The sequence below is a fragment of the Arthrobacter sp. Y3223166 genome (genome assembly GCF_059090935.1).
In genome coordinates this window covers 1-21216 of sequence record NZ_JBNHGE010000013.1, presented here as the reverse complement: position 1 = coordinate 21216, position 21216 = coordinate 1, and the positions used below count along the sequence as shown (strand labels likewise).

Genomic DNA, 21216 nt, shown 5'->3' with positions numbered 1-21216 from the left:
ACAGCCGCCTCCACGCCCGCTGTGAGATTATCGGTGCATGCGCCCAGGTTCCACCCGCCCGCGGATCGCCGGGATTGATGCCGCCCGCGGCATCGCCTTGCTGGGCATGATGGCGACCCACATCTTTGCGCCGTGGACCTCCGGCACGGACCCGCAGCCGAACTTCGTGGGCCTGGTCCTCTCCGGGCGCTCTTCGGCGCTGTTCGCGGTCCTGGCCGGGGTCGGGCTGGCGCTGCTCACCGGCGGCAGCCGCGGCCACCGGGGCGGGAGCCTCGCCGCGGACCGCGGGGGCATAGCCGTGCGTGCGCTGCTCATTGCCACGGTCGGCATGATGCTGGGTGCGCTGGAAGTCAACGTCGCGGTGATACTGGTCCACTACGGCGTGCTGTTCCTGTGCGCGCTGCCGTTCCTGCAGCTCCGCCGCGGTGTGCTGGCGCTGTGGGCGGCCGGCTGGATCGTCGTCTCGCCGGTGCTGGCCCACGTGCTGCGGCCTTGGGCGGAAGCTGCGGTGCAGCCGGCCGGGCTGGGCCACAACCCCATGGTCTACGACCTGCTGACGCCGGCCACGCTGCTCAGCGATGTTTTCCTCACCGGCTACTATCCCGTGGTGCAGTGGCTGGGGTATCTGCTGGCGGGCCTGCTGATCGGGCGGCTGGAGCTGCAGCGCACCGGCGTGCAACTGGTGCTGCTAGCGGCCGGCGCGGTGCTGGCCGTGGCGGCCAAGGCGGGTTCCTGGTTCCTGATGGAGCGGCTCGGCGGATACGCGGAGGTCGCGGCGACCGAGGCGGCACGGCGGCCGGACTTCGATCTCGTGTACCAGGTGAACATGAGCTGGATCGAGCAGCGCGGCTCGTGGTGGTGGCTGGGCGGCTCGTCGCCGCATGCCGGTACGACCTTTGACCTGCTGCACACGGTGGGCACGTCGGCCGTGGTCCTGGCGGTGTGCCTGCTGCTGACGTCCCGGCTGCCGTGGCTGCTGCTGCCGCTGGCGGGCGCCGGGGCCATGACGCTGACGCTCTATTCTGCCCATGTCTGGGTGCTCAGCGCGTTGCCGCCGGCTGCTCCCGAACTTCCAACCTATCTGTGGCAGGCAGCGGCAGCGGTGGCGGTGGGCATGGCCTTCCTGGCCCTGGGGTGGCGGGGACCGTTCGAGCTGGTGACCTCCACCGCGGCCCGGCTGACCCGGGAGGCGCTGCGGCCGGCGGGCAGCCGCGGCCGCTGAGCGGTCTAGGAGCGGCTGAGGCTGATGGCGTGGCGCATCGACTCGCGGGCACGCTTGCGGTCCCCCGCGGCGTCATAGGCGCACGAGAGGCGGAACCAGCTGCGCCAGTCCTCCGGCGCAGCTTCGGCCTCGGCCTGGTACACCAGGAACTCCCGGTCGGCCGCCTCCCGCACGATGCGCCCGCCCGGCGTGCGCGGCAGGTCGTCCACGGGCAGCCCGCCTTCGGCTTCCAGGGTCCGGGCCAGCCTGGACATCCGCGCGCCGAACAGCAATTCCCGGCTGAGCGCCCAGCCCCCGATGATCGGCAGGACCACCAGCGCAATGCCCAAGCCCTTGGCTACGGGGTCGGGTTCGCTGAGCATCAGCCAGGCCCGCTGCAGCGTGGCTCCCAGGTAGCCCACCAGCAGCACGATAATCACGCCGACCCAGATCTTGGCTCCGTGCCGGGCATACCAGCCGATGCGGCCGTTGCCGCCGTCCGCTGCGGGACCCGTGTGTTCGGCGTTGCTCATGAAAGTTCCAGGTACCCGTCGAGTCCGTAGGTCAGTCCGGGCCGCCCGGCGACGGTCCGGACGCCCAGCAGGACGCCGGGCATGAAGGAGGCGCGGTCGAAGGAATCGTGCCGGATGGTCAGTTGTTCGCCCGGCCCGCCGAGCAGCACCTCCTGGTGCGCCACCAGGCCGCGCAGCCTCACGCTGTGCACGCGCACGCCGTCCACGTCGGCGCCGCGGGCACCGTCCAGCGTCGTGGTGGTGGCGTCGGGGCCGGCGGGAACGCCGGCGTCCATGCGGGCGGCGGCCACCAGCTGCGCCGTGCGGACCGCGGTGCCGGAGGGCGCGTCCACCTTGTCCGGGTGGTGCAGTTCGATGATCTCCACCGATTCGAAGTACTTGGCGGCGGTGGCGGCGAAGGCCGAGGCCAGCACGGAACCGAGCGCGAAGTTGGGGGCGATCAGCACGCCCGTTCCGGGATGCTGTTCCAGCAGTTCCGCCAGCGAGTCGCGCCTGGCCTGGTCCCAGCCGGTGGTGCCGACCACCGCGTGCATGCCGTGCTCGACGGCGAAGCGGACGTTGGCCTCGGTGTTGTCCGGGGTGGTCAGGTCGACCACGACCTGCGTCCCCGCGGCCACCAGCTCTTCCAGCGCGTCGCCACGCTTCAGCGCGGCCACCAGGTCCAGGTCAGGGGCGCTCTGGATGGCCGCGACGGCCTCGCTGCCCATCCGTCCGCCGGCGCCCAGCACGGCCACCGCAAGTTGCTCAGTCATGCCCTCCAGCGTATCGCTACTGGCCGACGCCGACCCATTCGGTGCTGCCGTCGGCGAAGTGCTGTTCCTTCCAGACCGGCACCTCTTCCTTGATCCGGTCCACCAGCTCCGAGCAGGCCGCGAAGGCTTCGGCGCGGTGCGCCGACGCGACGGCGGCGACCAGGGCCGGGTCGCCGATCGCCAGCGGGCCGGTGCGGTGTGCCACCCAGATGCGCACGCCGTCGTGGTCCGCGGCGATGCGCCCCGCGACCTCGGCGATCACGCGCTGGGCGCTGGGGTGGGCGGAGTAGGACAGCGCGGCCACGGCCTGGCCGCCGTCGTGGTTGCGGACCACGCCGCTGAAGCTGACCACGGCGCCGCACTCGGCGGAGCCCACCGCGGCGGTAGCTTCGCCCGCGTCGATCGCCTCGCCGGTTACCGCGGCGTACAGCACCGTGCTGGTCATGGTTGTCCTCTCATCGGCTGCATGCTTCCAGTATCCCTTGGCCGGCGCGGGGCGGCGTCAGCCGGCATGGCCTGCGTCGGTGTCGCCTTCCAACTGCGCGCAGATGTGCCCGATCAGCGGATCCAGGGCGGCCAGGCCGTCGCGCACTCCCCCGGGAGAGCCGGGCAGGTTGACCACAAAGGTGGAACCGGCGGTCCCGGCCACGCCCCGGCTCAGCGCGGCCAGCGGGGTCTTGGTCCGCCCGTACGCGCGGATGGCTTCCATCACGCCGGGCAATTCCCGTTCCAGCGCGACGGCGGTGATTTCCGGGGTGCGGTCGTCGGCGGCCAGCCCGGTGCCTCCGCTGGTGACGATCACCCGGGGCCCGGCGGCGAGCATCTTCCGCAGCGCCTGGCGGACGGGTTCGCCGTCGGCGACGATCTGGGGGACGCCGGCGGCCAGGCCGTGTCCGGCCAGCCACTCGGAGATCAAGGGGGCGCATTCGTCCTCGTAGGCGCCGGCCGCGGCGCGGGTGGAGGCGACGATGATGCCGGCGGTCCTGGCGCTCACAGCGCCCAGTCCCCGCTCTTGCCTCCGGATTTTGCCAGCACCTTGATGTCGGAGATGACCGCGTGCTTGTCCACGGCCTTGACCATGTCGTACAGGCTCAGTGCCGCCACCGAGGCGGAGGTCAGCGCCTCCATTTCCACGCCGGTGACCGAGCGGGTCTTCACCGTCGCCTCGATCCGCACGGATTCCGCGGCCGGGAAAAAGTCCACCGTGACCTTGCTGATCGGCAGCGGGTGGCACAGCGGGATCAGCTGCGGCGTCTGCTTGGCCGCCATGATCCCGGCGACCCGGCTGACGGCCAACGCGTCGCCCTTGGGCAGCGAACCGGCGGCCAGGAGTTCCACCACGTCGGGGCGGGTGGTCAGCACGGCCTGCGCCGTGGCTTCCCGGGTGGTTTCGTCCTTGCCGCTGACATCGACCATGTGCGCCGTGCCGTCCTCGCGGACATGGGTCAGGCGTTCTGCTTCACTCATAGCAGCCATATTTCCACGTCCTGGCCGGCTTCGGCGCGTTCCATCCCCACGGGCAGGTGGACCAGCGCGTTGGACTGCGCCAGCGCGTGCACCAGGTGGGACCCCGCTCCGCCGACCAGCTGCACCCGTCCGCCGTCGTAACGGCCGCGCCGCACCTGGTGTTTGCCCGCCGGTGACTCCGCGGCTTCCGCCAGGGGGGCGCGCAGCACCGCCCGCGGAGCGGGGGCTCCCAGCACCGCCGTCAGCGCCGGCCGCAGGAACATCTCGAACGAGACCAGGCAGCTGACCGGGTTGCCCGGAAACGCGAGGAAGACCGCGTCGCCGATCCGGCCGGCGCCTTGCGGCCCGCCCGGCTGCATCGCCACCGAGGCGAAGGCCACCCCTTCGGGCTCGAGCGCCTGCCGGACCACTTCGAAGGCGCCCTTGGAGATCCCGCCGGAGGTCAGCACCAGGTCGGCGCCGTGGCGGCGCAGGTCCTCGTCGAGCCGGCGGCGGAACCCGGGCGCGGAGTCGGCCAGGATGCGGCTGGAGACCACCTCGCAGCCGGCCTCCCGCAGCGAGGCCGCCAGCAGGGTGTTGTTGGCATCGTAGATCTGCCCGGCCCGCAGCCGGGCGCCGGCGGCCACCACCTCGTCGCCCGTGCTCAGCAGCAGCACCCGCAGCCGGGGCCTCACGTCGGCGGAGGCCAGGCCGAGCGCGGCGAGCAGGCCCAGCTGGGGCGCCTTCAGCAACGTTCCGGCCGCCAGCGCGAGGTCGCCGGCGGCGATGTCGCTGCCGACGGCGCGGACGAACCGGCCGGCCTCGGTTTCCGGCAGGGTTACCGTGCCTCCCTCGCCCTCGACCGGGAAAGAGTCCGGCACCGCTTCCTCGATCGGCACGACGGCGTCCGCCCCCGCGGGCAGCATCGCCCCCGTCATGATCGGCGCGGCCGCGTTCGGCGGCAACGCCGGGGCGGCATAGCCCGCGGGAATCGCCGGGGCCACGGCGAACCCCGCCCCGCCGGTTGTCTCCGTGCTGCGGACCGCGTAGCCGTCCATCTGCGAGTTCGCGAAGGGCGGCAGGCTCATCGGCGCGGCCACGTCGGCGGCCAGCACCCGCCCGAGGGCCGACGCCAGCGCCACCGTCTCGCTCCCGGCGAGGCAGTCCCGTGCGGCGTGACGGAGCAATTCCTCGACGACGGCGCAATGCCCGGCAACGCTCTGTGCCACTGGCCCTCCTTGTCGCAGGCGGAACCGACGGCCGGGTGCCGGAAAGGGTGCCGCGCGTGCATGTTCTGCTGCCATCCTAGGGGACGGCCTTGGGCGGCCCCGCACGGGGACGTCAGCGCGGGTAGATCGATACCTCGGCCGCCTTGACCACAAAGTGCACGCGTTCCCCCGGCGCCAGCGACAGGTCGGAAACCGCGGCGGGCGTGACCTCGGCGGCCAGCGCGCCGGCCCTGACCGTGACCAGGCCGCCGTGCGGGACGAGTTCGGTCACGGTGGCTTCCACGGCGTTGCGCGGGCTGCCGGCCGGCAGGTCGGGGAACAGCGCCACCGAGGCAGGACGGAACACCGCCGCCGCGGGGTCCCCGGGACGCAGCCCGGCTTCGGCGTCGCCGCTCCAGTGCGTCCCGTCGGCGCCGGCCAGGCCGGTCTCCGTGGCGGTGCCGGTGACGAAGTTCAGGCCGGTCATCCCGGCGGCGAAGGCACTGCGCGGCCGGGCAAACACCTCGCGGACCGGCCCCTGCTCGACAATCCGCCCGCCGTCCATGACCACCACCCGGTCGGCCAGCAGCAGGGCATCCAGCGGCTCGTGGGTGACGATGACGGCGCTCCGTCCCGCCAGCACCCGGCGGAGCAGCCTGCGCAGGGCCGGGGCCGCCGTGATATCCAGGGCGGACATCGGCTCGTCCAACAGCAGCAGCGAGGGGTCGGCCGCCAGCGCGCGGGCTACCGCGACGCGCTGCGCCTGGCCCCCGGACAGCTCACCCGGCCGGCGGTCGGCCAGCCCGGAGGCTTCCAGTTCCGCCAGCCAGTGCCGGGCGGCCCCGCGGGCATCGGCCCGGGAGGCTCCCCGGCTGCGCAACCCGTAGGCAACGTTGGCCTCGACGCGCAGATGCGGAAACAACAGCGGTTCCTGCGCCAGCAGGCCGACGCCGCGGGCATGGGCGGGCACCCAGCGGTCCGGCTGTGGCTGCCCGGCGCTGAACAGGACCTTGCCGTCCAGTTCCGCCCGGCCCCAGGCGGGACGGAGCAGCCCGGCAACCAGACCCAGCAGGGTCGACTTGCCGGCCCCGTTCGGGCCGAGCACGGCGACGGTTTCTCCGTCCGCGACGCTGAAGTCCGCCTCGAAGCCGCGGGACGGCAGCCGCGCGGTCAGGTCCAGGCTCATGGGACACCCGCCGCCCGGCCCGGGCCGTTCCTGCGGTGGACCAGCATCACCACGGCGACGGCGACCACCACCAGCACGAGCGACAGCGCCACCGCGGCATCCGCATCGGTTTCCCGCTGCAGGTAGATCTCCAGCGGGAGCGTGCGCGTGACTCCCTGCAGGCTGCCGGCAAAAGTCAGCGTGGCTCCGAACTCGCCCAGGCACCGGGCAAAGGACAGCACCGCCCCGGAGAGCAGCCCGGGCAGCACCAGCGGAACGGTCACCGTGCGCAGGACGCGGGACGGCCTGGCGCCCAACGTCGCCGCGACCGCTTCATACCTGGTGCCCGCCGTGCGCAGCGCACCTTCCAGGCTCAACACGAGGAACGGCAGCGCCACGAAGGACTGCGCGAGCACCACGGCCGTGGTGGAGAACGCGATCTCGATGCCGATCATTTCGAAGGTGCCGCCGAGCAGCCCGCGCCGGCCGAACGTATACAGCAGGGCCAGGCCGCCGACGACGGGCGGCAGCACCAGGGGCAACAGCACCAGCGACCGGACGACCTGCTGGCCGGGGAAACTGCTGCGCGCCAGCACCAGCGCCATCGGGACGCCCAGCACGATGCACAGGGCCGTGCTGGCGGCGGCGGTCCGCAGGCTCAGTCCCAGCGCGGCCAGCGCTGGCTCGGAGGTCACGAGCCGTGGGAACTCCGGCCAGTTCACGCGCGCGGCCATCCCGGCCAGCGGCAGCAGGACGAAGACGGCGCCGGCCGCAGCCAGCGGATACACCCAGTAGGGCACCGGGGCGCGCACCGCCGTCGTCGTCGTCATGTTCTCCCGTTCGTTCCGAAGGTTGTCCGCAATCCCATCCGGGCGTCCTGGCCGGGGCCGGGCGCCGCGCTGCGCTTAGGGCGGGCCGAATCCCGCCGCCGCCAGGGCCCGCCGGCCTGCGTCCCCGGTCACGAGATCCACGAAGGCCTCGGCTGCCGCCGGGTTGTCCGCCCCCTTCAGGCCGACGATTGGGTAGGCGTTGACCGCCTGCCCGGCTTCGGGGATGGGGATGCCGCGGGCCTTGCCTCCGGCGCCCTGCACGTCCGTCGCATACACCAGGCCGGCGTCGGCCTGGCCGGAGAGCACCTTACCCAGGACGTCGGTGACCGACTGCTCTTCGCTGACCGCCGGGATGTGCACGCCGGCGGCGCGCTGGACGGCGGCGGCCGCGGCGCCGCAGGGAACCTGGGGTGCGCACAGCACGGTTTTGACCCCGGGTTCGGCCAGGTCGTCCAGCGACGAGACGCCGGCGGGGTTCGCGGCGGGCACCGCGATCTGCAGCACGTTGGTGGCAAAGACCGCCGGCGGGCCCTCGTTCAGTCCGTGGCCGGCAACCAGGTCCATGGTCGCCTGGTCGGCCGTCGCGAAAACGTCCGCCGGGGCCCCGGCCAGGATCTGGGCGGCGAGGTCGGAAGAACCCCCGCTGTTCAGGCGCACGTCCACGCCGGGGTGGCCGGCCTCGAACTCGTCGGCCAGCCCGGAGAAGACGGAGTGCAACGACGCCGCCGCGAAAACGGTCACCGTGCCCTCGGGCCCGGAACCGTCCGACCGGCCGGCCGCGCCCGCTCCCGACGGCCCCGGCGCCGCGCACGCGCTGCCGACGAGGATACAGGCCGCGGCCGCCGCCGGGCCGGCCAGGCGCTGCCAGCGGCGCACCTCAGCTCGTCCCCGACGGCGTCTCGACGGCTACCATGGTCGCCTTGACCGAGGCCACCGCCACCGACCCCGGTTCGATGCCGAGGTCCCGCACGGCTTCGGCACTCATCAAGGACACCACCCGGTGCGGACCGCACTGCAGCTCCACCTGGGCCATCACCGCGTCCAGCCGGACATCGGTCACGATCCCCACGAAGCGGTTGCGGGCCGAGCTGCCGATCCCGGTGGGATCCTGGGGCAGGGCAGCCTGCTCCCGGGCCAGGGCGGCCAGCTCCGCGCCCTCCACCGTCGCCCGGCCGGAGGCGTCCCGGTGCTTGGCCAGGGCGCCGGCGTCGATCCAGCGGCGCAGGGTATCGTCGCTGACCCCCAGGAAGCGCGCAGCATCCGAGATGCGTATCTGCGTCATGGAAAGCAGTATAGTTCCGCAAATGCGGAACCTGGCAGGTTCGGGTTGCGTCCGGTGTCGCCCCTGCCGGGGCCATCCCGCATCCGCGGCCCTCCGCCGGGTACCCTCGAGGTATGAGCGTTGATCTGGGAATGCCGCAGGTTCCCGGCGGGACCGCGTCCGCCGCGGCCCCGGCGCGCCCCGCAGGGACCGGCCCGGCGCTGGTGGACCGCTTTGGCCGGGTGGCCACCGACCTGCGGATCTCGCTGACCGACAAGTGCAATCTCCGCTGCACGTATTGCATGCCGGCCGAAGGCTTGGACTGGCTGGCCAAGGAACAGGTCCTCAGCGACGACGAGGTGGTCCGGCTGGTCCGGATCGCCGTCGGGCGGCTGGGCGTGCGCGAGCTGCGCCTGACCGGCGGCGAACCCCTGGTGCGTGCAGGGCTGGTGAACATCATCGCTGCCGTCCGCAATAACCACCCCGACCTGCCCGTGTCGCTGACCACCAACGCCCTCGGGCTGGAGAAGAAGGCGGCCGCCCTGAAGGCGGCCGGCCTGACCCGGATCAACGTCTCGCTGGACTCGCTGCACCCGGAGACGTTTGAGCAGCTGACCCGCCGCCCGTTCCTGGACCGGGTGCTCGCCGGCATCGAAGCCGCCGACGCGGCCGGCCTGGGCCTGCTGAAGATCAACGCGGTGCTGATGCGCGGCATCAACGACGCCGAGGCGCCCGCGCTGCTGGACTGGGCGGTGGAACGGGGCTACGAGCTGAGGTTCATCGAACAGATGCCGCTGGACGCGGACCATGGCTGGACCCGGCAGAACATGCTGTCCGCCGCCGAGATCCGCGCCCTGTTGGAGCCGGTCTTCCTGCTCTCCCCGGACCCGCGCTCACGCGACGGCGCCCCGGCTGAACGGTGGGAGGTGCGGCGGCGGGACCGCCCCGGCGTCGTCGCCGGCACCGTGGGAATCATCGCCTCCGTAACCGAGCCGTTCTGTGCCGACTGCCGCCGCACCCGGGTCACGGCCGAGGGCAAGGTGCGCTCCTGCCTGTTCTCGCACGAGGAAACTGACCTGCTGGACCTCCTGCGCTCCGGCGCGGACGACGAGGCAGTGGCGGAACGGTGGCGGCATGCGATGTGGGGCAAACCCAAGGCCCACGGTATGGATCATGCGGGTCTGGGCGGCACGGACTTCGTCCAGCCGGACCGGACCATGAGTGCGATAGGCGGATAGATGATCATCCGGTATTTCGGGGCGGCGCAGGCCGCCGCCGGCGTCGAGGAGGAATCCCTGCCGCTGCCCGACGGCAGCACGCTGGAGGCGGTGCTGCGCGAGGTCATCGCCCGGCACAGCACCGCGGCGGCGAAGGAACCGGTGCCCGCCGGTGCCGGGGCCGTCCCCTCGGCTGGAGGCGGGCGTCCGATGCCTGCCGCACCCGGCAGGTCGTCCGCTCCCTCCATGGAGTCGGTCCTCGCCCGGAGCAGTTTCCTGCGCAACGAGGTGGCGTGGAAGGACCGGCAGGCACCGCTGGCGGCAGACGACGTGATTGACATCCTGCCGCCGTTCGCCGGCGGCTGACCGCGCCCCCCTCATCCCCAAGGAGGCGGACGACGGCCGGTCCCCGGCCGCCGGGGCGGGCCGGGGCCGGTTCTACCGGCCGAAGTCCGCTGCCGAGTCGAAGGGGCCGACGACGGTGACCACGCGCGGCGCCGCGGCCAGCTCGCCGGCGAGCTCCCGGACCTGCGCGGCGGTCACGGCCTCGATCCGGGCAAGCGACTCGTCGATGTCCAAGAACTCCCCCGACACCAGCTCGGCCCGGCCCAGCCGCGACATCCGGGAGCCGCTGTCTTCCAGGGCCATCACGATGCCGCCGGAAAGCTGGCCGACGGCGCGGCGCAGCTCGTCGGCGGAGATGCCGTCGGCCGCCAGCCGGTCGAGTTCGGCCCCGAGCAGGTCGATGACCTGGCCGGTCTTGGCCGGCGAACAACCGGCATACATGCCGAAGTAGCCCGCATCGGCGTAGGCGCCGGAGAACGAATAGGTGGCGTAGGCCAGGCCCCGTTTCTCCCGGATCTCCTGGAAGAGCCGGGAGGACATGCCGCCGCCCAGCACGGCATTGAGCACGCTCATGACGAAGCGGCGCTCGTCGGTGGCGTTGATGGACGGGCAGCCCATGACGATGTTGGCCTGCTCGACCGGGCGGCGGTGCACGTAGGTGCCGGCGACCGGGGCGATGGCCGCGGCCGCGGTCTCCCGCCTCGGCACCGGGACCGCACCGGCCTCGAGGTGCCAGCCGGCCGACTCCAGGGCGGCGAGCACCTGCGCGCACACCGCGTCGTGGTCCAGCCCGCCGGCCGCGGTGACCACCAGCTCGTCGGGCCGGTAGTAGCGCTGGTAGTGGGCCCAGACCGAGTCGCGGGCCACCGCCTTGATCGCCTCCGGCGTCCCGCCGATCGGCCGGCCCAGGGGGTGCCCGCCGAGCACCGCCTCAACAAATTTTTCGTGGCACACGTCCGCGGGATCGTCATTGTCCATGGCGATCTCTTCGAGGATGACTCCGCGTTCCTGCTCCAGCTCCTGCGGGTCAAGGACCGCGGAGGTGATCATGTCGGCGATCACGTCGATGGCCATCGGCAGGTCCGAATCCAGGACGCGGGCGTAGTAGCACGTGCTTTCCTTGGCCGTGGCCGCATTGGATTCGCCGCCGACCTCGTCGAAGGCGGAGGCGATGTCCAGCGCCGTCCGGCGCCTGGTGCCCTTGAAGAGCAGATGCTCCAGAAAGTGGGTCGAGCCGTGTTGGCCCGCGGCTTCATCCCGCGAGCCAACACCGACCCAGAATCCGATCGTCGCCGACCGCTGGCCGGGCATCGCTTCGGTCAGCACCCGCACTCCCCCGGGCAGCACCGAGCGGCGCACGATGGCGCCGCCCGGTTCGCCGTGGACCAGTGTGGGGTCCGACCCGCCGAGCTCGGTGGCGTCGGCATGCTGCATGCTGCCGACCAGCGGCAGGGCGACGACGGTCATGCTTACTCGGCCACGGCCTCTTCGGCCGACGCCTCGTCGGCTGCGGCGTCCTCGGCCACCACGGGGGCGAGGGACAGCTTGCCGCGGTCGTCGATCTTGGTGATCTCGACCTGGACCTTCTGGCCCACCGACACCACGTCGTCGACGTTGTCCACGCGCTTGCCGCCGGCCAGCTTGCGCAGCTCGGAGATGTGCAGCAGGCCGTCCTTGCCCGGGGTCAGCGACACGAAGGCACCGAAGGTGGTGGTCTTCACGACCGTGCCCAGGTAGCGCTCGCCCACCTCGGGGATCTGCGGGTTGGCGATCGCGTTGACGGCGGCGCGGGCGGCTTCGGCGGCCGCACCGTCGGTCGCGCCGATCAGCACGGTGCCGTCGTCCTCGATGGAGATGTCCGCGCCGGTGTCTTCCTGGATCTGGTTGATCATCTTGCCCTTCGGGCCGATGACCTCGCCGATCTTGTCCACCGGGATCTTGACCGAGATGATCCGCGGGGCGAATTCGCTCATTTCGTCCGGCTGGTCGATCGCGGCATTGATCACGCCGAGAATGTGAAGCCGTGCCTCGCGGGCCTGCTTCAGGGCGGCGGCCAGCACGGACGCCGGGATGCCGTCGAGCTTGGTATCGAGCTGGATGGCGGTGACGAACTCCGAGGTACCGGCGACCTTGAAGTCCATGTCGCCCATGGCGTCCTCGGCACCCAGGATGTCGGTGAGCGCCGCGTAGCGGGTTTCACCGTCGACCTGGTCGGAGACAAGTCCCATGGCGATGCCGGCGACCGGGGCCTTCAGCGGCACGCCGGCGTTGAGCAGGGACAGGGTGGAGGCGCAGACCGAGCCCATGGAGGTGGAGCCGTTGGAGCTCAGCGCCTCGGAGACCTGGCGGATGGCGTACGGGAACTCTTCACGCGACGGCAGCACCGGCACCAAGGCGCGCTCGGCCAGTGCGCCGTGGCCGATTTCACGGCGCTTGGGCGAGCCCACGCGGCCGGTCTCACCGGTGGAGTACGGCGGGAAGTTGTAGTTGTGCATGTAGCGCTTGCGCGTCACCGGCGACAGCGAATCGATCTGCTGCTCCATCTTCAGCATGTTCAGCGTGGTGACGCCCAGGATCTGGGTTTCGCCGCGCTCGAAAATGGCTGAGCCGTGGACGCGGGGCAGGACCTCGACCTCGGCGGTCAGCTTGCGGATGTCGCTCAGCCCGCGGCCGTCGATGCGCACCTGCTCGGTGAGGATGCGCTGGCGGACAACCTTCTTGGTCACGGCGTTGAATGCCGCGGAAACTTCCTTCTCGCGACCGGCGAATTCCGCCGTCTCGGTGCCGGCCAACTGCGCCAGGATCTCGGCCTTGAACGCGTCTGCGGCCTCGTTGCGCTGCTGCTTGTCGCCGATCGAGAAGATTTCCGTCAGCTTGGCAGCTGCGGCGGACTCTACGGCGGCGAAGGCATCGTCCTCGTAGTCCTTGAAGATCGGGAATTCGACCGTCGGCTTGGCCGCGCGGGCGGCCAGGTCGGACTGAGCCTCGCACAGCGCCCGAATGAACGGCTTGGCGGCCTCGAGGCCCTCGGCCACGACCTCTTCGGTGGGCGCGGTGGCGCCCTCTTCCTTGATCAGGTTCCAGGCGTTGTCGGTGGCCTCGGCCTCGACCATCATGATGGCGATGTCGTTGCCGGCGGCGATGCGGCCGGCCACCACCATGCTGAACACGGCGCGCTCCAGTTCGGAGTGCTTGGGGAAGGCCACCCACTGGCCGTCCACGAGCGCCACGCGGACGCCGCCGATCGGGCCGGAGAACGGCAGGCCGCTCAGCTGGGTGGACATCGAGGAGGCGTTGATCGCGACGACGTCGTACATGACGTCGGGATTGATGGCCAACACGGTCACCACTACCTGGACCTCGTTGCGCAGCCCCTTGACGAAGGCGGGGCGCAGCGGGCGGTCCATCAGGCGGCAGGCCAGGATCGCTTCGGTGGACGGGCGGCCTTCGCGGCGGAAGAACGAGCCCGGGATGCGGCCGGCGGCGTACATCCGCTCTTCCACGTCGACGGTCAGCGGGAAGAAGTCGAAGCCTTCGCGCGGGGACTTGCCCGCCGTGGTGGCGGAGAGCAGTGCGGTGTCTTCGTCGATGTAGACCATTGCCGAGCCGGCCGCCTGCTGGGCCACGCGGCCGGTTTCGAACCTGACCACGCGCTGGCCGAACCGGCCGTTGTCGATGACAGCTTCTGAGTACTGAATTTCGGGACCCTCCAAGAGAGCCACCTCCGTTTCTTCGAGTGCGGAGGCCGCCGGTATCTGCCCAAACCTGCGAGGCCGCTTCACGGCCAGCCTGCCTGTACGCCACCCGGTCTTCGATCGAGACCTACGGGCAAGCCCTTAAGGGCGTCCCGGAAGCCACTACCGAGGACCGCGAATGCCGCGATACCGAAAGTCTCCAGTTGATGTAGTTATCGGCCGACAGTCTCCCGGCGGCCGTGCTCCTGCCGCGCCGCAAACCGGCGCGGTAGGAAAAAGGCGGCTCTCCTGTCCCCGTCTCGCAGTGGACGGAAGAGCCGCCTCCGTCACTGACTAGCGGCGCAGGCCGAGGCGCTCGATGAGCGCACGGTAGCGCGTGATGTCGGTGTCACGCAGGTAGGTGAGCATGCGACGACGGCGGCCGACCAGTGCCATGAGGCCCCGGCGGGTGTGGTGGTCGTGCTTGTGCATCTTCAGGTGTTCCGTCAGGTCGGAGATGCGACGGGACAGAACAGCGATCTGAACCTCGGGAGAACCCGTGTCGCCCTCGTGCGTGGCGTATTCCTTGATGATTTCCTGCTTGAGCGCGGCGTCTAATGCCACAGTAACTCCTAGAAGTTGTGCCGTGAGGCCCGAGTCAGCACTTCGCTGCCGGGGGCTCCGCAGTCTCCGCCGGCCGCCAGAGGCTTGCCGGCAGCAGAGCACGGAGGGATACAGCCGCCACGGACCGCAGCCGAATCCATCGGCCAGTTTACCTGTTGCGGGCTTGGTCTGTCGAAAGCAGGCTTCGGGTACGCACCACGTCGTCGCGCATTTGGGCGATCAGGGCCTCGGGGCCGGTGTAGGCCACCATGCCGCGCAGGCGTTCCACGAACTCGACCACCACCTGCTGCCCGTAGAGATCGAAGTCGTCCGTGTCCTCCTGCGGCCGGTCGATGACGTGCGCCTCGACCCGGCGGCTGGCGCCCTCGAAGGTCGGATTCGAGCCCACCGAGATGGCGGCCTGCCACCTGGTGCCGTGCTGGTCCACCAGCCAGCCGGCGTAGACGCCGTCGCCGGGGATCATGCCCGTTGCATGCTTGGACAGGTTCGCGGTGGGAAAACCCAGTTCCCGGCCGCGGGCGTCGCCGTGCACGACTTCGCCGCGCATCCGGTGGGTGCGTCCGAGCACCTCCGCCGCCGTGGCGACATCCCCCGCGGCGAGGGCTTCCCGGACCCAGGACGACGAGTAGCGCCGGCCGCTGCCCGCGGCGCCGAGGTCCGCATCGGTTTCATATTCGTCGACGACCTCGACGGTGAAGCCGAACTGCCGGCCCAGTTCCTGCATGGTGTTCAGGTCGCCCGCGTTGTTCTTCCCAAACCGCGTGTCGTGGCCGATCACGACCGCGGTGGCGCCGAGGGTCTCCACGAAGACTTTGCGGACGAACTCCTCAGGGGTTTCGCCGGCCAGTTCCAGCGTGTAGGTCATCATCAGCAGCCCGTCCAGGCCGCTGGCCTCCAGCGCCTCGACCCGGTCCTGCAGTCCCATGATGAGCTGCGGGGCGGCGTCCGGCCGATGGACCTGGGAAGGATGCGGATCGAAAGAAATCGCCACCGCGCGGGTCCCGCGGGCGGACGCGGTCTCCACCAGGCGGCGCAGCACCTGCTGGTGGCCGCGGTGGACGCCGTCGAAATTTCCCAGTGTCACCACTGACGGACCATAGCCGCGGGGTACGTCGGCCAGGTCTTTCCAGTAGTGCACAGTAAACTCCTCGTCGATCGGGGCCTTCAGCGGGTGCGGACCCGTCGCCGGGACCCCTTCCATTATGGACGACCTCCGGGGGGCTTCGCGCCCGCCGCCGGCCGGTGCCGCCAGAGCCACCACAGGCCGATGACCGGCAGCAGCAGGGGGACGTATCCGTATCCCTTGCCGAAGCCCGACCACACCGTGTCCTGCGGAAGCAGCTGGGGATCCAGCACGCTCAGCAGCCCGACGGCCAGGACTCCCACGAGTTCGATGCTCACGGCGGCCACCGACAGCCAGTAGGAGCGGGTCCCGGACCTGGCCAGCGTAACGGTCGCCAGGATGTACACGACGGCGGCGAAGGCGGACAGCAGGTAGGCCACCGGCGCTTCCGAGAACTTGGTTGCTATCTGATAGCCCGCCCGGGCGGTGGCGGAGAGCGCGAAGACCCCGTAGACCGCCACCAGGAGCCGCCCGGGACCGGTGGCGCGGCCGGCGGCGGCGCTCACGTCCCGGGTATGCCTTGCCCGTTGTTGTTCCTGGCCGGGTTTCATACGGCGATCGCTCCGTCCCAAATTTGTTCCATTCTCACCAGCATGACGAATACCGTGATTCCCGCCGCCCCCAGCACCAGGTTGCTCCACCGGCTGCGGTCCATGATGGCCCACCAGAAGGCTGCTACCGGAACCAGCAAGGCGGTGATCAGGTAGCCCCAAAATTCCCAGGTTTCCCCGCTGACGGGCTCACCGGAAGCCTGTCTGATGATACCGGCCGCCCCGTAGACGAGCAGAAACAGCTCCACCGCGGCGACCGAGAGAATCGTGACGTCGTTGGGACCGTGTTTCAGGAGGGCGGCAACCACGCAGATGACCGCGGCAAGCAGGGTGACCACCGTGCCGGCGATGAAAAAACCGTCGATGATCACTGTGCGTCCGCCTCGTTTCCCGGTGCGAACACCAGCAGGGGCCTGGCTTGCGCATCGTTGTCTTCCAGCAGCGCCACCAGCGATCCGTCCGGGGCGAACGCCGCCGTCGCGCCGGGTGCTCCGGCGGCCGGGATGCGTCGGCCATGTGAGACGTCGTCGGCCTCGGTGGCGCTGAGTTCCCGGACCGGGAACAGTACGCGGGCGGCCTCGTCGAGGCCCGTCATCTGCAGGTCTTCGGCCAGTTCATCCAACGTGGCTGCGTTTTCGATCCGGAACGGACCCACCCGGGTCCGGCGCAGGGCCGTCAAGTGCCCGCCGACGCCCAACCGCTGCCCGAGATCGCGCGCCAGCGCACGGATGTAGGTTCCCGACGAGCATTCGACGGTGACGTCCACGTCCTGCACCTTCCCGCCGCGGCCGCGCCGAATGCCGTGGACCTCGAACCGGTGGATCGTGACCGGCCGGGCGGCCAACACCACGTCCTGTCCGGAGCGCACGCGCGCGTAGGACCGCTGACCGTTGACCTTGATGGCCGAGACGCTGCTCGGTACCTGCAGGATCTCCCCGGTCAGTTCGGCGACGCCGTCCCTGATCTGCTGTTCCGTCACGGCAGCGGCGATGGTTTCCGCCGTGACGTCGCCCTCGGCGTCGTCGGTCACCGTGGACTGGCCGAGCCGGATGGTGGCGTCATACGTCTTGGGGGCGCCGACGATGTAGGTCAGCAGCCGGGTGGCCTTATTGACGCCGACCACCAGCACGCCCGTGGCCATGGGGTCCAGGGTGCCGGCGTGGCCGACCTTCCGCGTTCCGGCCAGGCGGCGCATGCGGCCGACAACGTCGTGGCTGGTCCACCCCTGCGGCTTGTCGACGAGTATCAATCCGGAACGGAGCAGGCCAGAAGTCACGCCTTTCAGTATATGGCGTCCCGGGGATACGGCCGGTCGGGGCTTAAAGCGTGCATCGTTGACAGCCTCCGGGGGCTGCAATATTTTGGGCACACTGCGTGCCGTGGATGCGGCCTCCAAGGGATTTCAGCAGGCCAGCGGCACAGTCGCCTCTTCGGCATCACTTGCCCTTGTTCTCCGGCCACTCCGCCGGCCTGCGAGTCGTCCGGGGTGCCCCGCGGCTCTCTTCAGGAGCTTCATCGTGAAAAAACCATCGCTGTATCTCGCCCTTCCCTTGGCGCTCGGACTTGCGTTCGGCACCGGCCTGGCACCGTCATCGGCCCACCGGGAGAGCCCGGAGCCTCCGTCGGCGACCGTGCTGGCCGAGGGGCTGCAATCGCCGCTGAGTCTTGCGGCCGGCCGGCACGGCCTGTTTGTGACCCAGAACTTCGCCGGCGTCCTGAACCGGATCAAGCGCCATGGCGATCCCGAAGTCCTGTACCGCTCCGGCGGACCCCAGGTCGCGTCCGCCTCCCTCTACAGGCACACGGTCTACTTCTCCGAGGGCACCGGTGCCGGCGGCATGGACGGGCTGCCGAACGTGCAGTGGATCAAGTCGTTGGACCTGCACGACGACGGGGCCGCGCCTCGGAAGATCGCCGACGTGGCGGCCTATGAGAAGAAGCACAACCCGGACGGCCGCGTCACCTACGGCTTCCGCCATGTGAAGGACCGGCAGTGCCTGGACAAGATTCCGGAGGGGATCCCGGCCAAGTACAAGGGCAACGTCGACTCCAACGCCTATGCCACGGCCGCCAACAGGCAGAGCATTTATGTCGCCGACGCCGGCGGCAACGCCATCCTGAAGGTCGACAAGCACAGCAAGCGGGTCAGCACGGTTGCGGTGCTGCCGCCGGCATCCTTCCGGGTGACCGCTGCGCTGGCGGCAGGCATGGGCCTGCCGGATTGCGTGGTCGGCCAGAAGTACTATCTGGAGCCGGTGCCTACGGACGTTGAGTTTGGCCGGCACGGCTGGCTGTACGTCACCTCGCTGCCGGGCGGTCCCGAAGACGGGAGCATCGGCGCGCTCGGCCGCGTCTTCAAGGTCCATGCCCACACCGGGAAGGTCGTGCAGTTGGCGGGGGGCCTGTCCGGCGCCACCAACCTGGCGGTCAGCTCACGCGGCGACATCTACATTGCCGAGATGTTCGGCAACAAGATTTCCGTGCTGAAGAAGGGCCACGACAAGGTGCGGACGTTCTTCGAGACCACTGCCCCGGGTGCGCTGGAGATCCGCGGCGACCGGCTCTACGCCACAACGAATGCGCTCCCTGACTTCACCGGGAAGACACCTCCCGACGGCAAGGTCATCAAGATCCGGCTGCACTGATCCGCGGCTGCCGGGACCGGAAAAAAGGGCGGGCCACCTGCGCACAGCAGGTGGCCCGCCCTTTGGTGCAACGGCCGTCGGGCCGTGCAGCGGTCGTTAGCCGCTATTCCGGACGCGTTCCGCGGCCGGCGTCGTCCTCGTCCTCGTCCTCGTCTTCGGGCTTGCGGTACGGGTCCTCTTCGCCGGCAAAGGCGGCGCCTTCGGCCAGGGCCGCGACCTCGGCGTCCTTGGCCTTCGCGGCCCGCAACAGCTCCTCCAGGTGGCTGGCGTTCACCGGAATCTCGTCCGCGACGAATTCCAGCGTGGGCGTGAGCCGGGCGGTGATGTTCCGGCCCACTTCCGCCCGCAGGACGCCCTTGGCGGACTCCAGTGCCTTGCGGGTCCCGTCCTGCTCTTCGGCGTCGCCGAACACCGTGTAGTAGACGGTGGCGTGCTGCAGGTCGTTGGTCACCCGGGCGTCCGTGATGGTCACAAATCCCAAACGGGGATCCTTGACCCGGCGCTCTAGCGCCTGGGCGACCACTACTTTGATCCGGTCGGCCATCTTGGCGGCGCGTGCTGGGTCTGCCATGACCCCTCCTCAAATTCTCGTGTTGATGGCGGAACAGCGGGCGCCCGGCGGCGATGCCACCGGACGCCCGCTGCAGGCCGACTGCTAGACGCGCGGCTTTTCGCGCATTTCGAAGGTCTCGATGATGTCGCCTTCCTTGAGGTCGTTGAACGACCCAAGTCCGATGCCACATTCGAATCCTTCGCGGACCTCGGTCGCGTCGTCCTTGAACCGCTTGAGCGAGTCAACGGTGAGGTTCTCGCCGATGACCTTGCCGTCGCGGGTGACGCGCGCCTTGGTATTGCGGCGGATCGTGCCCGAGCGGACGATGGAGCCGGCGATGTTCCCGAACTTGGACGAACGGAAGATCTCGCGGATTTCGGCCGTGCCCAGCTGTGCCTCTTCGTACTCCGGCTTCAGCATGCCCTTCAGCGCGAGTTCGATATCATCGATCGCCGCGTAGATGACCGAGTAGAAGCGCATGTCCACGCCCTCGCGGTCGGCCAGTTCGGCCACCCGCTCGGCCGGCTTGACGTTGAAGCCGATGATGATGGCATTGTCCACGGTGGCCAGGTTGACGTCGTTCTGCGTGATGGCACCGACACCGCGGTGGATAACGCGCAGCTGCACATCCTCGCCCACATCGATCTTGAGCAGCGAGTCTTCCAGCGCCTCCACGGCACCGGACACGTCGCCCTTGAGGATGAGGTTGAGGGTGTCGACCTTGCCCTCGGCCACGGCCTTGTCGAAGTCCTCGAGGCTGATGCGCTTGCGGCGCTTGGCCAGGGCTGCGTTGCGGTCCGCGGCTTCACGCTTCTCGGCGATCTGGCGGGCGGTGCGCTCATCGTCGGTCACCAGGAAGGTGTCGCCGGCGCGCGGGACGGTGGACAGACCCAGCACCTGGACCGGACGCGACGGTTCGGCCTCGGTGACGGATGCGCCGTCTTCATCGAACATGGCACGGACGCGGCCGTGCGCGCTGCCGGTGACGATGGCGTCGCCCACCCGCAGCGTTCCGGACTGGACCAGCACGGTCGCCACTGCGCCGCGGCCCTTGTCCAGGTTCGCCTCGATCGCGATGCCGCGGGCGTCCTTGTTCGGGTTGGCCCGCAGGTCCAGGGCGGCGTCGGCGGTCAGCAGCACGGCCGAGAGGAGATCCTCGATGTGCAGGCCCTCGCGTGCCGAGACGTCCACGAACATGGTGTCGCCGCCGTATTCCTCCGGAACCAGGCCGTACTCGGTCAGCTGGCCGCGGATCTTCTCCGGGTTGGCGCCTTCCTTGTCGATCTTGTTCACGGCGACGACGATGGGCACGCCGGCAGCCTGCGCGTGGTTCAGCGCTTCCACGGTCTGCGGCATGACGCCGTCGTCCGCGGCCACCACCAGGATGGCGATGTCGGTGACCTTCGCGCCACGGGCACGCATGGCGGTGAACGCCTCGTGGCCCGGGGTGTCAATGAAGGTGATCTTCCGGTCCCGGTCATCGTGCTGGAAGTCGATCTGGTAGGCACCGATGTGCTGGGTAATGCCGCCGTGTTCGCCTTCGCCCACCCGGGTGTTGCGGATGGCGTCCAACAGGCGGGTCTTACCGTGGTCCACGTGACCCATGACCGTCACGACGGCGGGGCGCCGCTCGAGGTCGGCTTCGCCCTCTGCCTCGAGTTCGGCGTCGAGGTCGATGTCGAACGAGTCAAGCAGTTCGCGCTCTTCGTCCTCCGGGGAGACAACCTGGATCTTGTAACCCAGTTCAACACCGAGCAGCTCGAAGGTGTCCTCGTCCAGCGACTGCGTGGCGGTGGCCATCTCGCCGAGGTGGAACAGCACGGTCACCAGCGCTGCCGGATTCGCCTCGATCTTGTCGGCGAAGTCGGTGATGGAGGAGCCGCGGCGCAGCCGGACAACGGTGCTGCCGTCGCCGCGGGGTACCGAGACGCCGCCCAGCGACGGTGCGCTCATCTGCTCCAGTTCCTGGCGCTTCGCGCGCTTGGACTTGCGCTGCTTGCCGCGGCCGGCGCCTCCCTTGCCGAAGGCGCCCTGGGTACCGCCGCGTCCGCGGCCGCCCTTGCCGAAACCGCCGCCGGCCGGTGCCGG

At 70.2% G+C, this 21216-nt stretch carries 23 protein-coding genes; 4 read left to right on the top strand and 19 right to left on the bottom strand.

The features are described from left to right. The first annotated feature begins 37 nt into the window (after positions 1-37). Entirely contained in the window at positions 38-1222 is a 1185-nt protein-coding gene (locus AC5RUH_RS08250) for a heparan-alpha-glucosaminide N-acetyltransferase domain-containing protein (protein ID WP_494128332.1), read from the top strand. Positions 1223-1227: 5 nt separating this feature from the next. On the opposite strand, the gene AC5RUH_RS08245 is transcribed toward AC5RUH_RS08250, so the two are convergent. The 10 genes from AC5RUH_RS08245 to AC5RUH_RS08200 all read right to left on the bottom strand — a co-directional run bounded on the left by AC5RUH_RS08245 (position 1228) and on the right by AC5RUH_RS08200 (position 8417). Continuing rightward, entirely contained in the window at positions 1228-1734 is a 507-nt protein-coding gene (locus AC5RUH_RS08245; protein WP_494128331.1) for a tetratricopeptide repeat protein, read from the bottom strand. Continuing rightward, positions 1731-2486: a 4-hydroxy-tetrahydrodipicolinate reductase gene (gene dapB / locus AC5RUH_RS08240; RefSeq protein WP_494128330.1), complete on the bottom strand. Its 756-nt coding sequence runs from the start codon at positions 2484-2486 to the stop codon at positions 1731-1733. Before dapB ends, AC5RUH_RS08245 begins: the two co-directional genes overlap by 4 nt. Before the next feature lie 16 nt (positions 2487-2502). Continuing rightward, the gene (locus AC5RUH_RS08235) at positions 2503-2931 is read right to left on the bottom strand and encodes a molybdenum cofactor biosynthesis protein MoaE (protein ID WP_494128329.1); all 429 of its coding nucleotides are present in this window, start codon (positions 2929-2931) and stop codon (positions 2503-2505) included. Positions 2932-2988: 57 nt separating this feature from the next. Continuing rightward, positions 2989-3480, bottom strand: coding sequence for a MogA/MoaB family molybdenum cofactor biosynthesis protein (locus tag AC5RUH_RS08230; protein WP_494002411.1), 492 nt, complete (start codon positions 3478-3480; stop codon positions 2989-2991). Continuing rightward, entirely contained in the window at positions 3477-3953 is a 477-nt protein-coding gene (gene moaC / locus AC5RUH_RS08225) for a cyclic pyranopterin monophosphate synthase MoaC (RefSeq protein ID WP_494014178.1), read from the bottom strand. The genes AC5RUH_RS08230 and moaC overlap by 4 nt, the downstream gene beginning before the upstream one ends. Next, complete coding sequence (locus AC5RUH_RS08220) at positions 3950-5161, bottom strand: molybdopterin molybdotransferase MoeA (protein ID WP_494128328.1); 1212 nt, start codon at positions 5159-5161, stop codon at positions 3950-3952. Before AC5RUH_RS08220 ends, moaC begins: the two co-directional genes overlap by 4 nt. Before the next feature lie 112 nt (positions 5162-5273). Continuing rightward, entirely contained in the window at positions 5274-6326 is a 1053-nt protein-coding gene (locus AC5RUH_RS08215; RefSeq protein WP_494076122.1) for a sulfate/molybdate ABC transporter ATP-binding protein, read from the bottom strand. Next, positions 6323-7135 carry an ABC transporter permease gene (locus AC5RUH_RS08210; RefSeq protein ID WP_494128327.1) on the bottom strand — a complete coding sequence of 271 codons (813 nt, stop codon included), beginning with the start codon at positions 7133-7135 and terminating at the stop codon, positions 6323-6325. The genes AC5RUH_RS08215 and AC5RUH_RS08210 overlap by 4 nt, the downstream gene beginning before the upstream one ends. A gap of 75 nt (positions 7136-7210) precedes the next feature. Beyond that, positions 7211-8011, bottom strand: coding sequence for a molybdate ABC transporter substrate-binding protein (modA, locus tag AC5RUH_RS08205; RefSeq protein WP_494128326.1), 801 nt, complete (start codon positions 8009-8011; stop codon positions 7211-7213). A 1-nt stretch (position 8012) separates the two neighbouring features. Then, on the bottom strand, positions 8013-8417 hold the full coding sequence (locus tag AC5RUH_RS08200) for a TOBE domain-containing protein (RefSeq protein WP_494128325.1): 405 nt from the start codon (positions 8415-8417) through the stop codon (positions 8013-8015). Between the two features lie 113 nt (positions 8418-8530). Here AC5RUH_RS08200 and moaA point away from each other — a divergent pair, with 113 nt between their 5' ends. Continuing rightward, positions 8531-9634: a GTP 3',8-cyclase MoaA gene (gene moaA, locus AC5RUH_RS08195; protein WP_494128324.1), complete on the top strand. Its 1104-nt coding sequence runs from the start codon at positions 8531-8533 to the stop codon at positions 9632-9634. Beyond that, a complete protein-coding gene (locus tag AC5RUH_RS08190) occupies positions 9635-9979 on the top strand; it encodes a MoaD/ThiS family protein (RefSeq protein WP_494050265.1) in 345 nt (114 codons plus the stop codon). Positions 9980-10051: 72 nt separating this feature from the next. Here AC5RUH_RS08190 and AC5RUH_RS08185 read toward each other — a convergent pair whose 3' ends face one another. The 7 genes from AC5RUH_RS08185 to truB all read right to left on the bottom strand — a co-directional run bounded on the left by AC5RUH_RS08185 (position 10052) and on the right by truB (position 17206). Beyond that, a complete protein-coding gene (locus AC5RUH_RS08185) occupies positions 10052-11425 on the bottom strand; it encodes a M16 family metallopeptidase (protein ID WP_494076125.1) in 1374 nt (457 codons plus the stop codon). A 2-nt stretch (positions 11426-11427) separates the two neighbouring features. Continuing rightward, positions 11428-13671, bottom strand: coding sequence for a polyribonucleotide nucleotidyltransferase (locus AC5RUH_RS08180; RefSeq protein WP_494014383.1), 2244 nt, complete (start codon positions 13669-13671; stop codon positions 11428-11430). Positions 13672-13986: 315 nt separating this feature from the next. Continuing rightward, on the bottom strand, positions 13987-14256 hold the full coding sequence (gene rpsO, locus AC5RUH_RS08175) for a 30S ribosomal protein S15 (RefSeq protein ID WP_494002421.1): 270 nt from the start codon (positions 14254-14256) through the stop codon (positions 13987-13989). A 148-nt stretch (positions 14257-14404) separates the two neighbouring features. Next, on the bottom strand, positions 14405-15394 hold the full coding sequence (locus AC5RUH_RS08170; protein WP_494076294.1) for a bifunctional riboflavin kinase/FAD synthetase: 990 nt from the start codon (positions 15392-15394) through the stop codon (positions 14405-14407). Positions 15395-15456: 62 nt separating this feature from the next. Beyond that, positions 15457-15930 (bottom strand): hypothetical protein, encoded by a 474-nt coding sequence (locus tag AC5RUH_RS08165; protein WP_494050264.1) that lies wholly within the window; start codon positions 15928-15930, stop codon positions 15457-15459. Next, on the bottom strand, positions 15927-16295 hold the full coding sequence (locus tag AC5RUH_RS08160) for a hypothetical protein (protein WP_494014384.1): 369 nt from the start codon (positions 16293-16295) through the stop codon (positions 15927-15929). Before AC5RUH_RS08160 ends, AC5RUH_RS08165 begins: the two co-directional genes overlap by 4 nt. Before the next feature lie 2 nt (positions 16296-16297). Beyond that, positions 16298-17206, bottom strand: a complete 909-nt coding sequence (truB, locus tag AC5RUH_RS08155) for a tRNA pseudouridine(55) synthase TruB (protein WP_494023809.1) — start codon at positions 17204-17206, stop codon at positions 16298-16300. A gap of 241 nt (positions 17207-17447) precedes the next feature. Here truB and AC5RUH_RS08150 point away from each other — a divergent pair, with 241 nt between their 5' ends. Further along, on the top strand, positions 17448-18575 hold the full coding sequence (locus AC5RUH_RS08150; RefSeq protein ID WP_494023808.1) for a ScyD/ScyE family protein: 1128 nt from the start codon (positions 17448-17450) through the stop codon (positions 18573-18575). A gap of 103 nt (positions 18576-18678) precedes the next feature. Here AC5RUH_RS08150 and rbfA read toward each other — a convergent pair whose 3' ends face one another. Both rbfA and infB read right to left on the bottom strand, forming a co-directional pair. Continuing rightward, positions 18679-19146 carry a 30S ribosome-binding factor RbfA gene (gene rbfA / locus AC5RUH_RS08145; protein WP_494023807.1) on the bottom strand — a complete coding sequence of 156 codons (468 nt, stop codon included), beginning with the start codon at positions 19144-19146 and terminating at the stop codon, positions 18679-18681. A gap of 84 nt (positions 19147-19230) precedes the next feature. Further along, the coding region (infB, locus tag AC5RUH_RS08140) for a translation initiation factor IF-2 (protein WP_494128323.1) at positions 19231-21216 on the bottom strand (1986 nt) is incomplete at its 5' end.

Coding starts and splice junctions, on each gene's coding strand:
- AC5RUH_RS08250 (WP_494128332.1), top strand. CDS start 38: ATGCGCCCAGGTTCCACCCGCCCGCGGATCGCCGGGATTGATGCCGCC.
- AC5RUH_RS08245 (WP_494128331.1), bottom strand. CDS start 1,734: ATGAGCAACGCCGAACACACGGGTCCCGCAGCGGACGGCGGCAACGGC.
- dapB (WP_494128330.1), bottom strand. CDS start 2,486: ATGACTGAGCAACTTGCGGTGGCCGTGCTGGGCGCCGGCGGACGGATG.
- AC5RUH_RS08235 (WP_494128329.1), bottom strand. CDS start 2,931: ATGACCAGCACGGTGCTGTACGCCGCGGTAACCGGCGAGGCGATCGAC.
- moaC (WP_494014178.1), bottom strand. CDS start 3,953: ATGAGTGAAGCAGAACGCCTGACCCATGTCCGCGAGGACGGCACGGCG.
- AC5RUH_RS08215 (WP_494076122.1), bottom strand. CDS start 6,326: ATGAGCCTGGACCTGACCGCGCGGCTGCCGTCCCGCGGCTTCGAGGCG.
- AC5RUH_RS08210 (WP_494128327.1), bottom strand. CDS start 7,135: ATGACGACGACGACGGCGGTGCGCGCCCCGGTGCCCTACTGGGTGTAT.
- AC5RUH_RS08200 (WP_494128325.1), bottom strand. CDS start 8,417: ATGACGCAGATACGCATCTCGGATGCTGCGCGCTTCCTGGGGGTCAGC.
- moaA (WP_494128324.1), top strand. CDS start 8,531: ATGAGCGTTGATCTGGGAATGCCGCAGGTTCCCGGCGGGACCGCGTCC.
- AC5RUH_RS08190 (WP_494050265.1), top strand. CDS start 9,635: ATGATCATCCGGTATTTCGGGGCGGCGCAGGCCGCCGCCGGCGTCGAG.
- AC5RUH_RS08185 (WP_494076125.1), bottom strand. CDS start 11,425: ATGACCGTCGTCGCCCTGCCGCTGGTCGGCAGCATGCAGCATGCCGAC.
- AC5RUH_RS08165 (WP_494050264.1), bottom strand. CDS start 15,930: ATGAAACCCGGCCAGGAACAACAACGGGCAAGGCATACCCGGGACGTG.
- rbfA (WP_494023807.1), bottom strand. CDS start 19,146: ATGGCAGACCCAGCACGCGCCGCCAAGATGGCCGACCGGATCAAAGTA.